16 protein-coding genes are annotated in these 14,044 nt (G+C 66.0%); 9 read left to right on the top strand and 7 right to left on the bottom strand.

Annotated elements, in window-relative coordinates:
- Positions 1–31 precede the first annotated feature (31 nt).
- Both E3T27_RS16065 and E3T27_RS16070 read left to right on the top strand, forming a co-directional pair.
- Positions 32–1,189 carry a PQQ-dependent sugar dehydrogenase gene (locus E3T27_RS16065; RefSeq protein WP_174722243.1) on the top strand — a complete coding sequence of 386 codons (1,158 nt, stop codon included), beginning with the start codon at positions 32–34 and terminating at the stop codon, positions 1,187–1,189.
- 61 nt (positions 1,190–1,250) lie between these two features.
- Positions 1,251–1,763, top strand: a complete 513-nt coding sequence (locus tag E3T27_RS16070) for a SprT-like domain-containing protein (RefSeq protein WP_104195855.1) — start codon at positions 1,251–1,253, stop codon at positions 1,761–1,763.
- Between the two features lie 85 nt (positions 1,764–1,848).
- Here E3T27_RS16070 and E3T27_RS16075 read toward each other — a convergent pair whose 3' ends face one another.
- Together E3T27_RS16075 and E3T27_RS16080 are read right to left on the bottom strand one after the other, a co-directional pair.
- Entirely contained in the window at positions 1,849–3,114 is a 1,266-nt protein-coding gene (locus E3T27_RS16075; RefSeq protein ID WP_134574002.1) for a hypothetical protein, read from the bottom strand.
- 37 nt (positions 3,115–3,151) lie between these two features.
- Positions 3,152–3,592, bottom strand: a complete 441-nt coding sequence (locus E3T27_RS16080) for an EVE domain-containing protein (RefSeq protein WP_233193347.1) — start codon at positions 3,590–3,592, stop codon at positions 3,152–3,154.
- Between the two features lie 58 nt (positions 3,593–3,650).
- Here E3T27_RS16080 and E3T27_RS16085 point away from each other — a divergent pair, with 58 nt between their 5' ends.
- The 5 genes from E3T27_RS16085 (at position 3,651) to E3T27_RS16105 (ending at position 8,533) form a co-directional block, all read left to right on the top strand.
- Entirely contained in the window at positions 3,651–4,265 is a 615-nt protein-coding gene (locus tag E3T27_RS16085; RefSeq protein ID WP_174722244.1) for a hypothetical protein, read from the top strand.
- 46 nt (positions 4,266–4,311) lie between these two features.
- Positions 4,312–4,950, top strand: a complete 639-nt coding sequence (locus tag E3T27_RS16090) for a DUF1684 domain-containing protein (RefSeq protein WP_104195858.1) — start codon at positions 4,312–4,314, stop codon at positions 4,948–4,950.
- A gap of 251 nt (positions 4,951–5,201) precedes the next feature.
- Entirely contained in the window at positions 5,202–6,815 is a 1,614-nt protein-coding gene (locus tag E3T27_RS16095; protein WP_134574054.1) for a DEAD/DEAH box helicase, read from the top strand.
- 129 nt (positions 6,816–6,944) lie between these two features.
- Positions 6,945–7,436 carry a GNAT family N-acetyltransferase gene (locus E3T27_RS16100; RefSeq protein WP_104195859.1) on the top strand — a complete coding sequence of 164 codons (492 nt, stop codon included), beginning with the start codon at positions 6,945–6,947 and terminating at the stop codon, positions 7,434–7,436.
- Positions 7,437–7,537: 101 nt separating this feature from the next.
- Positions 7,538–8,533: a nucleoside hydrolase gene (locus E3T27_RS16105; RefSeq protein ID WP_134574004.1), complete on the top strand. Its 996-nt coding sequence runs from the start codon at positions 7,538–7,540 to the stop codon at positions 8,531–8,533.
- A 27-nt stretch (positions 8,534–8,560) separates the two neighbouring features.
- Here E3T27_RS16105 and E3T27_RS16110 read toward each other — a convergent pair whose 3' ends face one another.
- Positions 8,561–9,145, bottom strand: a complete 585-nt coding sequence (locus tag E3T27_RS16110; protein WP_104193455.1) for an NUDIX hydrolase family protein — start codon at positions 9,143–9,145, stop codon at positions 8,561–8,563.
- A 129-nt stretch (positions 9,146–9,274) separates the two neighbouring features.
- Between E3T27_RS16110 and E3T27_RS16115 the strand changes: the two genes are divergently transcribed.
- Positions 9,275–9,937, top strand: coding sequence for an alpha/beta hydrolase (locus E3T27_RS16115; protein ID WP_134574006.1), 663 nt, complete (start codon positions 9,275–9,277; stop codon positions 9,935–9,937).
- A gap of 53 nt (positions 9,938–9,990) precedes the next feature.
- Here the strand turns inward: E3T27_RS16115 and E3T27_RS16120 are convergent, their stop codons facing one another.
- Entirely contained in the window at positions 9,991–10,428 is a 438-nt protein-coding gene (locus tag E3T27_RS16120; protein WP_104195862.1) for a DUF5997 family protein, read from the bottom strand.
- A 91-nt stretch (positions 10,429–10,519) separates the two neighbouring features.
- Here E3T27_RS16120 and E3T27_RS16125 point away from each other — a divergent pair, with 91 nt between their 5' ends.
- Entirely contained in the window at positions 10,520–11,374 is an 855-nt protein-coding gene (locus E3T27_RS16125) for a LysR substrate-binding domain-containing protein (RefSeq protein ID WP_166786252.1), read from the top strand.
- Positions 11,375–11,378: 4 nt separating this feature from the next.
- Here E3T27_RS16125 and E3T27_RS16130 read toward each other — a convergent pair whose 3' ends face one another.
- From E3T27_RS16130 to E3T27_RS16140, 3 genes are all read right to left on the bottom strand, one after another.
- On the bottom strand, positions 11,379–11,777 hold the full coding sequence (locus tag E3T27_RS16130) for a VOC family protein (RefSeq protein WP_104195864.1): 399 nt from the start codon (positions 11,775–11,777) through the stop codon (positions 11,379–11,381).
- 31 nt (positions 11,778–11,808) lie between these two features.
- Positions 11,809–12,636, bottom strand: a complete 828-nt coding sequence (locus E3T27_RS16135; protein WP_134574010.1) for an ABC transporter permease — start codon at positions 12,634–12,636, stop codon at positions 11,809–11,811.
- A 176-nt stretch (positions 12,637–12,812) separates the two neighbouring features.
- Complete coding sequence (locus E3T27_RS16140) at positions 12,813–13,880, bottom strand: ATP-binding cassette domain-containing protein (protein WP_198416552.1); 1,068 nt, start codon at positions 13,878–13,880, stop codon at positions 12,813–12,815.
- Positions 13,881–14,044 lie beyond the last annotated feature (164 nt).

The raw sequence follows: 14,044 nt of genomic DNA on the forward strand, positions 1-14,044 counted from the left end.
TGCTGTGTTCACCACGAAGGCGAGGTGAACGGTGACTTTTCATACGTTTCAGCGAGCGGCTGCCACAGTGTCGGCCGCCCTGCTGGTTCTGGCACTGGCCGCGTGCAGCGCGGAGGCGCCGCGCGCCACACCGAGAACGTCGACACCAGCCCCCTCCGCGCCCGGCGCGACCGGGACCGCGGACCTGACGCCGGTGCATCCGGTCGCAGAACCGGTCGTGATCGCCTCGGGGCTTCAGGCTCCGTGGTCGATTCTGCGACTGCCCGGCGGCGCCACCCTCATCAGCGAACGCGACACGACCCGGGTGCGCGAGTTACTTCCCGGTGGCAGCCTGCGCGTAGCTGGCACGATCGAAGCCGCACAGCCCAATGGTGAGGGCGGGCTGCTCGGCCTGGCATTTCTGGCCGACGAAGCGGCTCCCGGCGGTGCCGGCTGGGTCTACGCCTATTTTTCGACCGCAACCGACAACCGCATCGAGCGGATGCCGCTGGCCGGCTCGCCGGGCAGCCACACCCTCGGGGCGCCCACCCTCGTGCTCGATTCGATCCCGCGGGCCGGAAATCACAATGGTGGTCGGATCGCGTTCGGGCCGGACGGCCTGCTCTACGCGACCGCCGGAGACGCCGGAGACCCGGCCAACGCCCAGGACCTGGGTTCGCTCGGCGGTAAGATTCTGCGCCTGACACCGACCGGCGGCGTACCGGAGGACAACCCCTTCAGCACCGTGGTGTACTCGTTCGGGCACCGGAATCCGCAGGGGCTCGCCTGGGACTCACGCGGGCAGCTCTGGGCGAGCGAGTTTGGCCAGAACACCTGGGACGAGCTCAACCGCATCGTTCCCGGCGGCAACTTCGGCTGGCCGCTGGTCGAAGGCCAAGCCGGTGACGAGGCCTATATTGATCCTCAACAGCAGTGGTCGACCGACCAGGCCAGCCCGAGCGGTATCACCATCGTGAACGACACCATCTTCATGGCGAGCCTGCGCGGTCAACGACTTTGGAGCATCCCCATCACCGGCCCGTCCTCCACAACCGAACCCACCGAGTGGTTTGTGCAGGACTATGGCCGGTTGCGCGACGTGGTGTCGGGCCCTGCTGGCACACTGTGGTTTGTGAGTAATAACACGGATGGCCGCGGCTCCCCGGCGGCCGGCGACGACCGGCTCTTTCAGGTAGTGGTCGGTCCCTGATGATCCACACGACACATCTCGCCCAAACGCCCTCTTGCGGCGCGAGAACGCAGGCGCCCTGATGGCCGATCTCACGCAGGTGCGCCGGTGGGCCGACGCGCTCATCGCGGCGCACCTCGACCCCGGTTGGACCTTCGGCTTCGACAATGCCAAGAAGCGGGCAGGCCTATGCAATTTCAGTTCGAAGCACATCACTGTCTCGCGTTACCTCGCCTCCCGGTATGCCGACGACGACGTGCACCAGATCCTGTTGCACGAGGTCGCGCATGCCCTGGCCGGGCCGCGCGCCGGGCACGGACCCCGCTGGAAGAAAATGGCACTCGACCTCGGCTACGACGGCAAGCGCACCCACGACGGCGAGATCGCCAATGAGCTCGCCCCGTGGGTGGGCACCTGCCCGGCCGGCCACACGCACTTTCGGTATCGGCAGCCCACCCGGCCCCTCGCTTGTGGCCTGTGCGCGCGCCGTTTCGACCAGGCCCACGCCATCAGCTGGCTGCGGCGCGAAATCACACCGGCCATCCGGCGTCGGGCTGCGGCCTCCGCCGGGCCAGGGCTGCCGCCGCCGCGCTGACCGACGTTCGTGCTGACCGACGTTCGTGCTAACCGACGTTCGCGCTGACCCACGTTCGCGCTGACCCACGTTCGGCGACCGCGGGTCAGTGCACGTCGTAGCGGGCCAGGGCGTCGGCGTCCGTTGCGTGCGTCATCGCTCGACGCGCGGTATCGAGCGCCGTCACCGGGTCGCTCTCGGCCACGGCGAGCGCGAGCTGCCGCTCGGCTTCGGCGAGGCGGGTGCGCCCGGCGGCTTGCACTCGACCCCGATTGGCAGCCACGAAATCTCGGGTGAGCGTGATCTGGCTGCGCACCGTGAGCAGCGCGCCGGCCAGGGCCGTTCGGGCGTTGTCGAGGCGCAGCTGGCGGTTGCGCGCCTCCGAGCGGATGCTGTCCAGCCCGTTCATCGCCGTCTCAAGGGTCAAGAGATCTGCGGCGGGGTCGCTTAGCCGAACGGGCTCGCGGAGCGATGCCTGGACCGCTGCGGCGTCGGTGATGACGTGATTGAGTGACGCGCTCGTGTCGGATTCCTCGTGATTGTCGCGCAGTGCGCGGGCTTCGGCGAGTTCCAAGCTGGCAGCATCCAGTGCCTGTTGCAGGTTGACGAAGCCGCGATGAAGCTGGTCTTCGCCGGTTTCGATCGCATCGAGCAGTTGTGTTGCCTGAAATAGGGCGTGCTCAGCAGCCTGCAATTGCTCCCCCACCGGTTCAGACGACGCTGCTTCGAGGCGGGTAACCGCGGCATCGGCACTCGCCCGCGCCCCGTCGAGAGCGGTACCGGCCCGACCGACGTTGCCGCTGATCGGTGCGAGCGCCGCCGCGGAATAGCTCAAGCCCAGTCGGGCCAGGGTGTTCGCGCCGCCGGCAACCCGATCGGACATTCGGTCGAGGCGTCGGCGCAGTTCATCCATCTGCTGCGGGGCATTACGTTCAACGCCGCGTTTGGCGGTGAAATTGCGGGCCTGGTTACTCAGTCGGGCGGTCGCCTCATCGGCGAATTGTACAATCTGCTGGTTCCAGCGGGTGCGTTCTAGAGCGGTATCCGGCACAGCGTCGTCGAGCTTCTGCTGCAGCGCGAAGGCGTCGCTGAGCTGGCGCTTGGACGTCGTGAGCGCCGCCGCAAACTCCTGCGTCGCGGATTCACCGAACTGGGCGATGGCGAAACTGAGTTCGTCACTGGCGTCCTGCACAAGGTCGTCGGCGCGGACCAGGCTGCTCGAAGCGCTGCGCTCCAGCTCGGTGGCGGCCGCGTTCACCTGCCCGAGCCGGGTTCGCGTGCGCCGGCGCGAGGCTGCCACCAGCGCCCAGACCCCGGCTACCACGAGGCCGACAACGATGACCGAGGGTACCCACCAGAGATCGCCATTCATGCGCTTGAGTCTAATAAAAAAATACTGACCAAACGCCCTACCGGTCGTCGGCAGAGGGCCGCCGCATCTGCTGCCGGATCATCTCGAAGTCGTGCCGCGAGATTTCAAGCACGCCGCGCCGCAGTTGGAACCCCCAGTTGGGATTGCCCTGGGTCAGTTGCAGCACCGACAGCAGCGGGCGGATGCTCGCGGGCCAGGCATCCAGGTCGTAGTCGGCCCGGCGTCGCCAGGGTCGCCACGAGTTACCCGGGTCGCCCACCTGATAGGCGTGGGCATCCGCTATGCGGCCGATCGCGGTGAACTCCCTGAGCGGGTCGCCCTCGATCGCGGTCTTCGGCGAGTAGTAGACGATGCCATCGGCTTCCCCCATTTGCTTGAGGAGGTCTCCGGCACCGCGGTTGGCGCGGGCGATGCCCAAATCGACCCCGCGCAGCACGTGCTCGCGGTGTACAACGCCGAGCCAGAACCGAATTGCCACCTGTCATTTGTACTGCATTTAGTTGTGCCGCACGCCACGCTCAGACCAAACTGGGGCAATGCGCGTACTGCTCAAAGAGATCCTCGACTGCCCACCGGATGCCGCCTGGCACGCCATCCACAGCCCGGCCGTCTTCCGTGAGGTGAGTAGCCCGTTCATGGCGGTGGAGTCGCTCGAAGCCGACGGTTTTCCCACCCGCTGGGAGCCGGGCGAACACCCCGCCGAATTCTCCATGCTCGGTCTGGTGCCGATGGGCACCCAGGTCATTCGGCTGGCCAATTCGACGCACCGTGCCGATGGGGTGCGAATTCTGCGCGATACCGGTCGTGGTGTGTCGGGCGCACTGAGTGCGGTCACGCTCTGGGACCACCGCATGGCGATCGCCCCTGACCCGGCCGGCACCGGCAAAACGCTGTACCGCGACCAGCTCATTTTTCGCGGACGCCCGGCGACGATCGCGCTCTGGCCGACCTTCTGGGCGTTCTGGCAGTGGCGGATGCTGCGCCTGAAGCATCTCGCGCCCAACTGGCAGTACGACATCGGCATCGACGACCCGGACTTCGTGCCTTCGGCGCAACGGGTGACCCCAACTGAGGATGCCGAGAACGCTGAGAACACCGAGAACACCGAGAACACCGAGAACGCCGAGAAGGCTGAGAACACCGAGTCGTAGCAGATCGCTTCGTGTGAATCATGCCCTCGGCGGTAGCGTAGCCACTATGAGCTCTTCCCTCGCCGCCCTACAGATCGCCGACTGGCGTCGCCTTGTGACCGGACTGTACGCGGGGGTGCGTCAGCTGAGCGCGACCAGCCCGGCGAGCGGGCACGAACTGTGGCGTTCCGGGCGAGACGAACTGTTCGCCGGGCATCCGTCGTCACCGTTGCTGCGCGACGCCCGCGCGGCATTCACCGGACTGCCGATTGCCGCCTATGACCCCGACTGGCGCTTCGAGGTAGAGGTACACCGGGCCGAACAGCCGCATCGCATGAACGTGGAAACGGGAACTGACGGCACGGTGCCATTCGATCTGGTCGGCACCGTCCGACTGCCCTACCTCGGTTCGCTCGACGTGTGGCGACTGGCGAGTTACGGCGGCGGCTTGTTCCTGCCGCTCAAAGACGCCCTCGCTGGCAAAAGCGACGGGACCTATGGCGGTGGACGCTACCTTCTCGACACCATCAAGGGCGCCGACCTCGGTCCGGGCACGGGCGACGACAGCCTCATCCTCGACTTCAACTTCGCCTATAACCCTTCCTGCGCGTACGACCCGATGTGGGCCTGCCCACTGCCGCAGGGCGGCAACATTATCGACGTCGAGGTGCCGGTCGGCGAGCTCTACCACGGCGACCATTTCTAGGGCTCTGCCGCGGATTTGACAGCATCCGCTAGAGTAGGAGTACTTGCGAGTGCGTAGTTGCGCTTGCTGCGTCGTAGAACGCCCTCTTCTCTATCCGGCGGCCCACCAGGGCTGACCTGATTTTTCGAATGAAACATTCTTACGGCGAACGGATGTGCCCCTCGGCACCTTCGCCATGTGAATCCTCCTGGTTTGCTTATCGCTGCGCGGTAAAGCGAACGGGCGAGGAGACTGATGCCCTGAAAGGCACCATTTTGTCTACAACCTTCGGCACGCTCGGCGTGCCTGCTCCCCTGGTCAAGGTTCTCTCTTCCCAGGGAATCGACACCGCCTTCCCGATTCAGGTCGATACTCTTCCTGACACCTTGAACGGCCGCGACGTGCTCGGCCGGGGCAAGACCGGCTCGGGCAAGACCCTGGCCTTCTCCATTCCGATGGTCTCGCGCCTCGGCGGCAACCTCGCCGGCGGCAAGCGTCGCCCCGGCCGCCCGCTCGGCCTGATCCTCGCGCCGACCCGCGAGCTCGCCACTCAGATCACCAACGCGATCACCCCCCTTGCTGAGGCCTACGGCCTCAACACCACCACCATCTTCGGTGGCGTCTCGCAGGGCCGTCAGGTCGCCGCTCTCAAGGCCGGCGTCGATATCGTCGTAGCCTGCCCCGGCCGGCTCGAAGATCTCATGAAGCAGGGCTTCGTCAACCTCGACACCATCGAGATCACCGTGCTCGACGAGGCCGACCACATGGCCGACCTCGGCTTTCTGCCCGTCGTCACCCGCATTCTCGACAAGACGCCCGGTACCGGCCAGCGCATGCTGTTCTCCGCCACCCTCGACAACGGCGTAGACAAGATCGTCAAGCGTTTTCTGCACGACCCGGTGATGCACTCGGTCGACGAGGCCAACAGCTTCGTCTCGGCCATGACCCACCACGTGTTCGAGGTGTCCGGCGTCGACGCCAAGAAAGACCTCGTGCAGAAGCTGGCGAGCGGCTCGGGCCGTCGTATCCTTTTCATGCGCACCAAGCACCAGGCCAAGAAGCTCGCCAAGAGCCTCACCGACGCCGGCATCCCCTCCGTCGACCTGCACGGAAACCTCTCGCAGGTGGCCCGTGACCGCAACCTCGCCGCGTTCAGCGCCGGCACCGTCAAGGTTCTCGTCGCAACGGATGTCGCCGCTCGCGGCGTGCACGTCGACGACATCGAACTCGTGATCCACGTTGACCCGCCGGCCGAGCACAAGGCCTACCTGCACCGTTCGGGCCGTACCGCCCGCGCCGGTCACGCCGGTGACGTCGTTACCGTGGTGCTGCCCGAGCAGAAGCGCGACACCGACGCCCTGCTGCGCAAGGCCGCCATAAAGGTGACCCCGCAGCGCGTGGACTCCTCCTCTCCCGCCGTTGACGCCCTCGTCGGCGACGTCGCCGCCTACGTCAAGCCGCTTCCCCGTGTCGAGGCACCGCAGCAGCAGCGCCAGTCGCAGGGTGGGCGCTCGCAGGGCGGCCGCTCGCAAGGCGGCCGTGCCCAGGGCGAGCGCAGTGCTCGCCCCAGCCGTGACGGTGATTCCAGCCGTGGCGGCCGCGATGCCGGTGCCAGCCGCTCCGGGGCAAATCGCGACGGTGCCCGCACCGAGCGCACCGAGCGCACCGACGGCGGCCGTGGCCGTGGCGGCGACACGGCCTCGGCCGGCGGCGCTCGTCGCGAGCGATCCGGCCGTCCGGCTGGCGCGGCCAGCGCACCTCGTTCCGGTTCGGCCGCTGGTCGTTCCGGCGGAGCGCGCGTCGGCAGCCTCCAAGTCGGTGGGCTCGTTCGCGGACCGGGCTCGGGTGGGGCCGGTCGTTCGGCTCCGCGTCGCTCGCAGGGCTAGTCTTCACGGGCTCATCCCGCAGCATCCGCTTGAAACAACAGTGAAAACGGGTCGGTCTCATTTAGAGATCGGCCCGTTTGCGGTATCCGAGCGTCACGACACACTCCCAAACACGGTTAGTGTCGAAGCATGAACACCACAGTTGTCGTTCGACCCGTCAGTGAAACAGATGCCGAAAGCCTGGGCCGCGTTCACGCCGCCTGCTGGCATGAAACCTACGATCACCTGCTCAGCCAGGCCGCCCTGTCGCAGCTGCGGCCACAGCGTCTGGCCGCCCTCTGGGGCCGCTTCACGGCCCAGGGTGCGCAGTACCGCCAGCATGTCGTGCTCGTCGATGGCGAGATTGTGGGCTTCGCCGGCAGCGGGCCGACGCGCGACGGTGACCATCCCACCCCGAACGAGTTGTTCTTCATGTACCTGCTCGAGGCCAATCACGGTTTAGGCGTTGGCCAGCAGCTCTTCGATTCCGTCGTCGACCCGGGTCCGTCGTCGTTGTGGGTAGCCGCAGACAACCCCCGGGCCCACGCTTTCTACGCCCGAAATGGCTACCTCGCGGACGGTCTCGAGCGCAACGAAGAGGTGCTCGGCGAGAGACTGCACGAGGTGCGCCTGGTTCGATAGGGGCCCGCTCACCCGTGCGAACTTCGTTCGCCAGCGCTCGATCACGGCCCAAAAACCACTGATGTGATTGGGGGGCATATTCAAAGGAATAGGGTGAGCGGATGACTAATTCCGCGGCCCCCAGGGCGATCCCCGTCATCCTCGACGTTGACACCGGGGTCGACGACGCCCTGGCCATTCTGTTCGCGCTCGCTCACCCGGGCATCAACGTGCTCGGCATTAGTTGCGTGGCCGGCAATGCCTCGCTCGAGCGCGTGGTCGAGAACACCCTGCGTATTCTCGATGTCGCGGATGCCCCGTATATTCCTGTCGCTGCCGGCGCCCGGCGTCCTCTGCTCGAGCCAGCCCGATCAGCCGCGCACGTGCACGGCGAAGGCGGCCTCGGCACCCTGCAGCTTCCGCCGACCGACCGACGCGCAGAGCCGATCAGTTCGGTCGAGCTCATGCGCAAGCTGATTGTGGCCAGCCCGCACCCGGTCACCCTGGTTGGACTGGCCCCGCAAACCAACCTGGCGCTGTTGCTGCGCCAATACCCCGATGTGGTCAGCAAGATCGAGCGCATCGTCTTCATGGGCGGATCTACCACGGTCGGCAACGCCACCGCCGTCGCTGAATTCAACGTCTGGCATGACCCGGAAGCCGCGGCCATCGTGCTTGATTCCGGCGTGCCCACCTTTATGTACGGACTCGACGTGTTCAACCAGGTTGCGATTCCGGAGCACGTCACCACTGCACTCATGCACAGCGACTCCGACCTCGCCCACGTTGTCGGTCAGCTCCTCGGCAACCGGATCGCGCTCGGTTCGGGCCGCAACGCCGACTATTCCGGCCTGATCGGCGATGCCGGCGCCCTCTGCGCCCTGGTCGACCCGGGCGCGTTGGAGACGGCGATGCTGCCCTTACGGGTGCAGCTGTCCGGTTACGGTCGCGGCCAGACGATCGTCGACAAGCGTTCGCATCCGGGCGAGGACATCGTGCACGGCCTGGTCGGCGAGTGGGAAGCCGCTGAAGTTGCCCTCGACGTCGACGTCGACCGCTACGTCCATCTGTTCCTCGACACGCTCGGCCTCGGTTCGGCGCTGGCGCTGTCCAGGTAGCAGCCGGGCCGTGACACGCTGAGCGCGTCAGTACAGCTGGCCGACCGAGGCGAGGGCTGCGCGCAGCAGGGTGCCGCGGCCGCCCTCCATCTCGGCTGATACGCCCGGGGATGCGGCCTCGGCCGGCGTCATCCAGGTGATCTCGAGCGCGTCCTGCCGGGGGTCGCAGGTACCGCTGACGGGAACGACATAGGCCAGCGAGACGGCGTGCTGGCGGTCATCCGTGTAGGCGGTGATGCCGGGCATGGGAAAGTATTCGGCGACGGTGAACGGCACGGGGCTGGTCGGCAGCTGCGGAAAAGCCATCGGACCGAGGTCTTTTTCGAGGTGACGAAACAGTGCGTCCCTGAGAGTTTCGCCGTACAGCACGCGGCCGGAGACCAGGGTCCGGGTCATTTCGCCGGTCGGTCGGGCGCGCAACAGCACGCCCACTTCCACAACCTGGCCGAGGCCATCCACCCGAACGGGCACGGCCTCGATGTAGAGAATCGGCAGCCGCCGGCGAATCTCGGCGAGCTCGACGTCTTTCAGCCAGCCCGGATTCGTGTTCGGGGCTCCCGCGGGGGGCTTTGGCGTCCAGTCCGGGTCTGGGTCAGGGGTTCGCACGCTCATAGTGCCATTCTGTCTTACGTGGCCACCGCGCGCGCGCGCGCACGGCGCTGCTCGGTGCGAGAAGCGCGCCAAGCAATGGAAGTATGGGGTGCGCGGCGCCCCCGCGTCGCGCGTACCGGGGAGGACCCCATGACCACCAGCACCCCCATCGAAACTGCTGCCGTACTCTGGTCGACGAACGACGCCGACCAGGCCGATCGACCGCTGCTGATCATCATGCACGGCTATGGTTCGAACGAGGGCGATCTGTTCTCGCTCGCTCCACATTTGCCGCTCGACCCGGTGATCGCGGCGCTGCGCGCGCCCCTGCCGGTCGGGGCGGGATGGGCGTGGTTTCCCATCACTGACCCGGGCAATCCCGACACCGCGACGGTGGACGCGGCCGTCGCCGCGGTGCTCGACTGGCTCGATGCCCTGCCGCAGCAGCATCCGTCTGTCGGCCTGCTCGGATTCTCGCAGGGCGGCGCCATGGCGCTCGAGCTGCTGCGCGCCTCGCCCAATCGGTTCAGCTTCGCGGTGAATCTCTCCGGGTTCGTCGCGACCGCCTCAAAACCCGGTGACACCGTACTGGCGGATCAGCCGGTTCCGGTGTTCTGGGGGCGCGGAACCGCCGACGGTGTCATTCCGGCCAGCGCGGTAGAGCGCACCCAGGCCTGGTTGCCCGGGCACAGCACGCTCACCGAGCGCATCTATGACGGACTTCCCCACTCGATCTCTCAGGCTGAACTCGACGACGTCGTCAACTTTCTGCGCGCCCAGTACGGTCAAAGTACGACTGAACCGATGGCCTAGGAGCGCTCAGGACAGGGCTCGGGTCAGCGCGATCGGACTACGGGGCAAAATTGCTAGCGGTCGCGCTTGGCCTGCTCCTGGGCGGCCTGGCGCTCGACATGCGCCTTCTTGGCCGCGCGCTGGGCGTCGCGGTCTTTCACTGCGATCTGGTCGGCGCGCACGCCGGCCTGGGTAGAACGTTCCAGCACGAGCCAGGCCGGCGGCTGCTGGAGCAGGGCGGCGATCTCAGCAGTGCTCAGCGGGTCGGTGATCTCGCTGCGGGCCAGCCCGGAGATGGAAACGCCAAGCTTGGCGGCGACAACCTGGCGCGGGTGTGGACCGTTGGCGCGCAACTCGACCAACCACTCGGGCGGGTTCACCATGAGCTCGGCCAACTCGGTGCGGCTGACGAATTCGGTCTGGAACCCAGCCGGTGCCGCGTCGAGCAGAATCCCGAGTTTCTGGGCCGCCGTGGCGGGCTTCATGGTCTGGGGCTTCTTTTCGGAACTCATTGCTCAAGCGTATAGCCTGAGAGGGCGCTCGTTTGGGCAAATCGCACGCTGCTGGTAAATGCGCGGCCGCAAGTTTTGAGAAAGGATGCCGGTGATCTTTTCCATCGCCTTCGTCGCCGGTGTCACCCCCACCAAATGGACCCGCATCTGGGGCGACCGCCGCCCCGACGTGCCACTCACAGTGTTTCGCACCGAGGCCGCTGAGCAGGTTTCAGTGCTGCACGACGGTCGGGCCGAAGTCAGCCTCGTGCGACTCCCGATCGATGACACCAATCTGAGCGTCATCAACCTGTACAACGAGATTCCCGTCGTGGTCGCGTCGAAGGATCACGTCATCGAGCAGGCCGAGACCGTACTGCTGGCCGATCTGGCCGACGAACACCTGCTGCAGAACCCCGATGACGTGCCCGAGTGGCGCGACATTGCCGCGGAGGTGCGCGACGGCAGCCGTCGACTCCTGCCGTTGATGCGCGACCTCGACGAGACCATGGAGCAGGTCGCTGCCGGCGTCGGCATCATCATCGTGCCGCACTCGATCGCCCGGCTGTACGGCCGCAAAGACGTCATCTCCCGCCCGGTCACCGACGTGGCCGACACCCAGATCGCTCTCGCCTGGATCACCCGGGAGACCACCGACGACATCGAAGAGTTCATCGGCATCGTGCGCGGGCGCTCCAAGGCGAGTTCACGAACGGATGCCGGTCCGCCCACTGCCGCCGATGCCGCCGCGACCGCAGATGGGGAGCAGCCCGAAGTTTCAAGCGATGGCCGCCCGCAAAAGCCACCGCGCAAACCGAAGAAGACCGATAAAGCCAAGGCCGCAGCGAAGGCCATTCGGGTTGCCGCCGCAAAAGCGAAACCTGCTGTGCGCAAGAGAACCGAGAGCGCCCCCGGCCGCACCCGGCCGACCAAGAACCCCAACAAGGGCAAAGGCCGCGGGCACTAAGAAACTACGCGTTCTGGAGCACCGACAAAATATTGCCGGCGGGGTCAGTGAACCAGGCGATATCCGGGCCCGCTCCGGTGCCGGCCGCGATGCCTTTGTCATTCTGCTCGAAACCGTCGTAGCGCAAAAACTCCACACCGCGCTCGGTGAGTTCGTCGACGGTCGCATTGAGGTTGACGACCGCGAAATTGAGAATCGTATACGTGGCCGGCACGAAATCCGGCTTCGGGTAGACGATGACCGGTGCGCCGCCGGGAAGGGCGATGTTCAGCATCCCCATCTCCTCGACCGTGACCTCAAGGCCGAGGGTTTCGGCGTAGAAGGTGCGCGCAGCATCGAGGTCGGTAACCGCGAATCCGCTGAAGCCGGCAACGATTCCGACGTTGTGCTCGGTCTGGGACATGAGTGACTCCTTCAGTCGGAACATCAATCGATCAGCGGGAGCTGATCGAGGCGAACTTGCGAATACACAGCGGCACGAATACCAGCAACATCACGGTGATGCCGATGAGTACGGTCAGGACAGGGTTTTGCATGGTCCAGATATCAGGCACCGGCGCGGTGCCCAGGTTGCCGAACAACTGCCGCACGGCCTGCACGAGCGACGACACCGGGTTCCACTCGGCAAAAACACGCAGCGGCGTCGGCAGGGTCTCGCTCGGCACGAACGCGTTCGACACGAAGGTCAGCGGAAAGAGGATGAGGAACGACGCATTGTTGATGACCTCCGGGCTTTTCACGCTCATACCGAGCAGCGCCATCACCCAGCTGAAGGCGTAACCGAACAGCAACAACAAGCCGACTCCCGCCAGGAATTCAGGCGCCGAGGTGTTGACCCGCCAACCAACCGCGAGGCCGGTCGCCATCATGATGATCATAGAGATGGTGTTCAGCGCGAGGTCGCCATTCGTTCGACCGATGAGCACAGCGGATGCGTTCATCGGCAAGCTCCGAAAGCGGTCGATGATTCCTTCCTTGAGATCGAGTGCCATGGCCGCGCCGGAGAACGTCGCCCCGAACACGACTGTCTGCGCGAAAATGCCCGCCATGAGAAACTGCGTGTAGTCGCTGCCCTGGACCGCGATCGCTCCGCCGTACACCTGGCTGAACAACAGCACGAACATGATCGGCTGGATCACCGCGAAGACGAGCATGTCGGGCGAACGCTTGATCTTGATGAGGTTGCGCTTAGTCACCGTCCAGCCGTCGGAGTACCAGAGAGAAAGCGGATTCCAAGCGGGCAGCGGGGGCAGTGTGCCCACTCGAGATTCATTTCGCTCGCGGGCCGGATCGTTTTCGGCGGGCTCAGACCGTAACGGCTCGGGTGTGACGGGCTCAGGTCTGACGGGCTCGAGCGTGACGGGCTCGAGCGTGACGGGGTCGGGTGTGACGGGGTCGGGTGTGACGGGCTCAGGCCTCACGGCGGAGTGTCGGGGGCTCATGTCACCTTCTCCAAATCGGTGGCGTCGGCATCCGCCGCGCGTTTCTGCACGCGCTTGGCCTGCGCTCGCTTCGACAGCTTGGGGCCGCCGGCATCCGTGTCGTTGTCGGTAACGGTGAGGTCGGCTTTGTGCCCGGTCAGCTTGAGGAATACGTCATCGAGGGTGGGGCGGCGCATGCCGGCATCGTGCAGGTTGACCTGCGCCGCACGGAGGTCGGAGAGCATGTTCTGCAGCGCAGTCGGGCCGTCTGTGACGGCAACCTCGACTCCGCGGCCGTCGGTCGACACCGAGGGCTCGCCCGAGCCGTGGCGGGCCAGGATCTCGCAGGCAGCCCCGACGTCGGTGGCATCGACCAGGGCCACCACCACGCGGTGCCCGCCGATCTGGGCCTTGAGCTGATCTGAGGTGCCCTCGGCAATGACTCGGCCGTCGTCGATCACGACGATGTCATCGGCGAGCTGGTCGGCTTCTTCGAGGTATTGCGTCGTCAGTAGCACGGTCGTGCCGTCGGCGACGAGACGCTTGATGACATCCCACAGGGCGATGCGGCTGCGCGGGTCGAGTCCGGTCGTCGGCTCGTCGAGAAAGAGTATCTTGGGATTGATGACCAAGGCGCCGGCGAGGTCGATGCGCCGCCGCATACCGCCGGAGAACCCCTTGACGGGCCGGTTGCCAGCGGTGGTCAGCTCGAACAGGTCGATGAGTTCCTGAGCCCGTTTGCGGGCGGCCGTGCCACCGAGGTGGTAAAGGCGGCCGACCATCTCCAGGTTTTCGAATCCGGTCAGGTTCTCGTCGACCGCTGCGTACTGGCCGGAAACCCCGATGATGCGTCGCACCGATTTCGGGTGGCGGATGATGTCGATTCCATCGATGACGGCCGTGCCGGTATCCGGTTTGATCAGGGTCGTGAGCATCTTCACGACGGTTGTCTTTCCGGCGCCGTTCGGGCCGAGCAGGGCTTTGACCGTGCCACGGGGAACCTGCAGGTCGAGCCCGGCGAGCGCGTGCACCGGCCCGCTCTTGGACTGGTAGGTCTTGGTCAGGCCTTGGGCCTCAATAATCACGAAATCGGTTCCTTGCCTGGAGATCGAGAAATTGCGCAGATGTCGAGTCGTCTTACCCTGCGATGTTAACCGGGCCGGATTCCTTTGACAACCGATGTCTCGCACGAGGGCCGGCGCTACCCCGCCAACGTCAGCCCGGGGTGACCCAATTGGCGCTCCCTGTG

It is taken from the genome of Cryobacterium lyxosi, assembly GCF_004403345.1.
Taxonomy (GTDB): Bacteria; Actinomycetota; Actinomycetes; order Actinomycetales; family Microbacteriaceae; genus Cryobacterium; species Cryobacterium lyxosi.

What these genes read in the sequence shown, in the direction of transcription:
- E3T27_RS16090 (WP_104195858.1), top strand. Translation starts at nt 4,312, where the DNA reads ATGAGCTCTTCCCTCGCCGCCCTACAGATCGCCGACTGGCGTCGCCTT.
- E3T27_RS16115 (WP_134574006.1), top strand. Translation starts at nt 9,275, where the DNA reads ATGACCACCAGCACCCCCATCGAAACTGCTGCCGTACTCTGGTCGACG.
- E3T27_RS16130 (WP_104195864.1), bottom strand. Translation starts at nt 11,777, where the DNA reads ATGTCCCAGACCGAGCACAACGTCGGAATCGTTGCCGGCTTCAGCGGA.
- E3T27_RS16070 (WP_104195855.1), top strand. Translation starts at nt 1,251, where the DNA reads ATGGCCGATCTCACGCAGGTGCGCCGGTGGGCCGACGCGCTCATCGCG.
- E3T27_RS16105 (WP_134574004.1), top strand. Translation starts at nt 7,538, where the DNA reads ATGACTAATTCCGCGGCCCCCAGGGCGATCCCCGTCATCCTCGACGTT.
- E3T27_RS16085 (WP_174722244.1), top strand. Translation starts at nt 3,651, where the DNA reads ATGCGCGTACTGCTCAAAGAGATCCTCGACTGCCCACCGGATGCCGCC.
- E3T27_RS16100 (WP_104195859.1), top strand. Translation starts at nt 6,945, where the DNA reads ATGAACACCACAGTTGTCGTTCGACCCGTCAGTGAAACAGATGCCGAA.
- E3T27_RS16120 (WP_104195862.1), bottom strand. Translation starts at nt 10,428, where the DNA reads ATGAGTTCCGAAAAGAAGCCCCAGACCATGAAGCCCGCCACGGCGGCC.
- E3T27_RS16110 (WP_104193455.1), bottom strand. Translation starts at nt 9,145, where the DNA reads ATGAGCGTGCGAACCCCTGACCCAGACCCGGACTGGACGCCAAAGCCC.
- E3T27_RS16075 (WP_134574002.1), bottom strand. Translation starts at nt 3,114, where the DNA reads ATGAATGGCGATCTCTGGTGGGTACCCTCGGTCATCGTTGTCGGCCTC.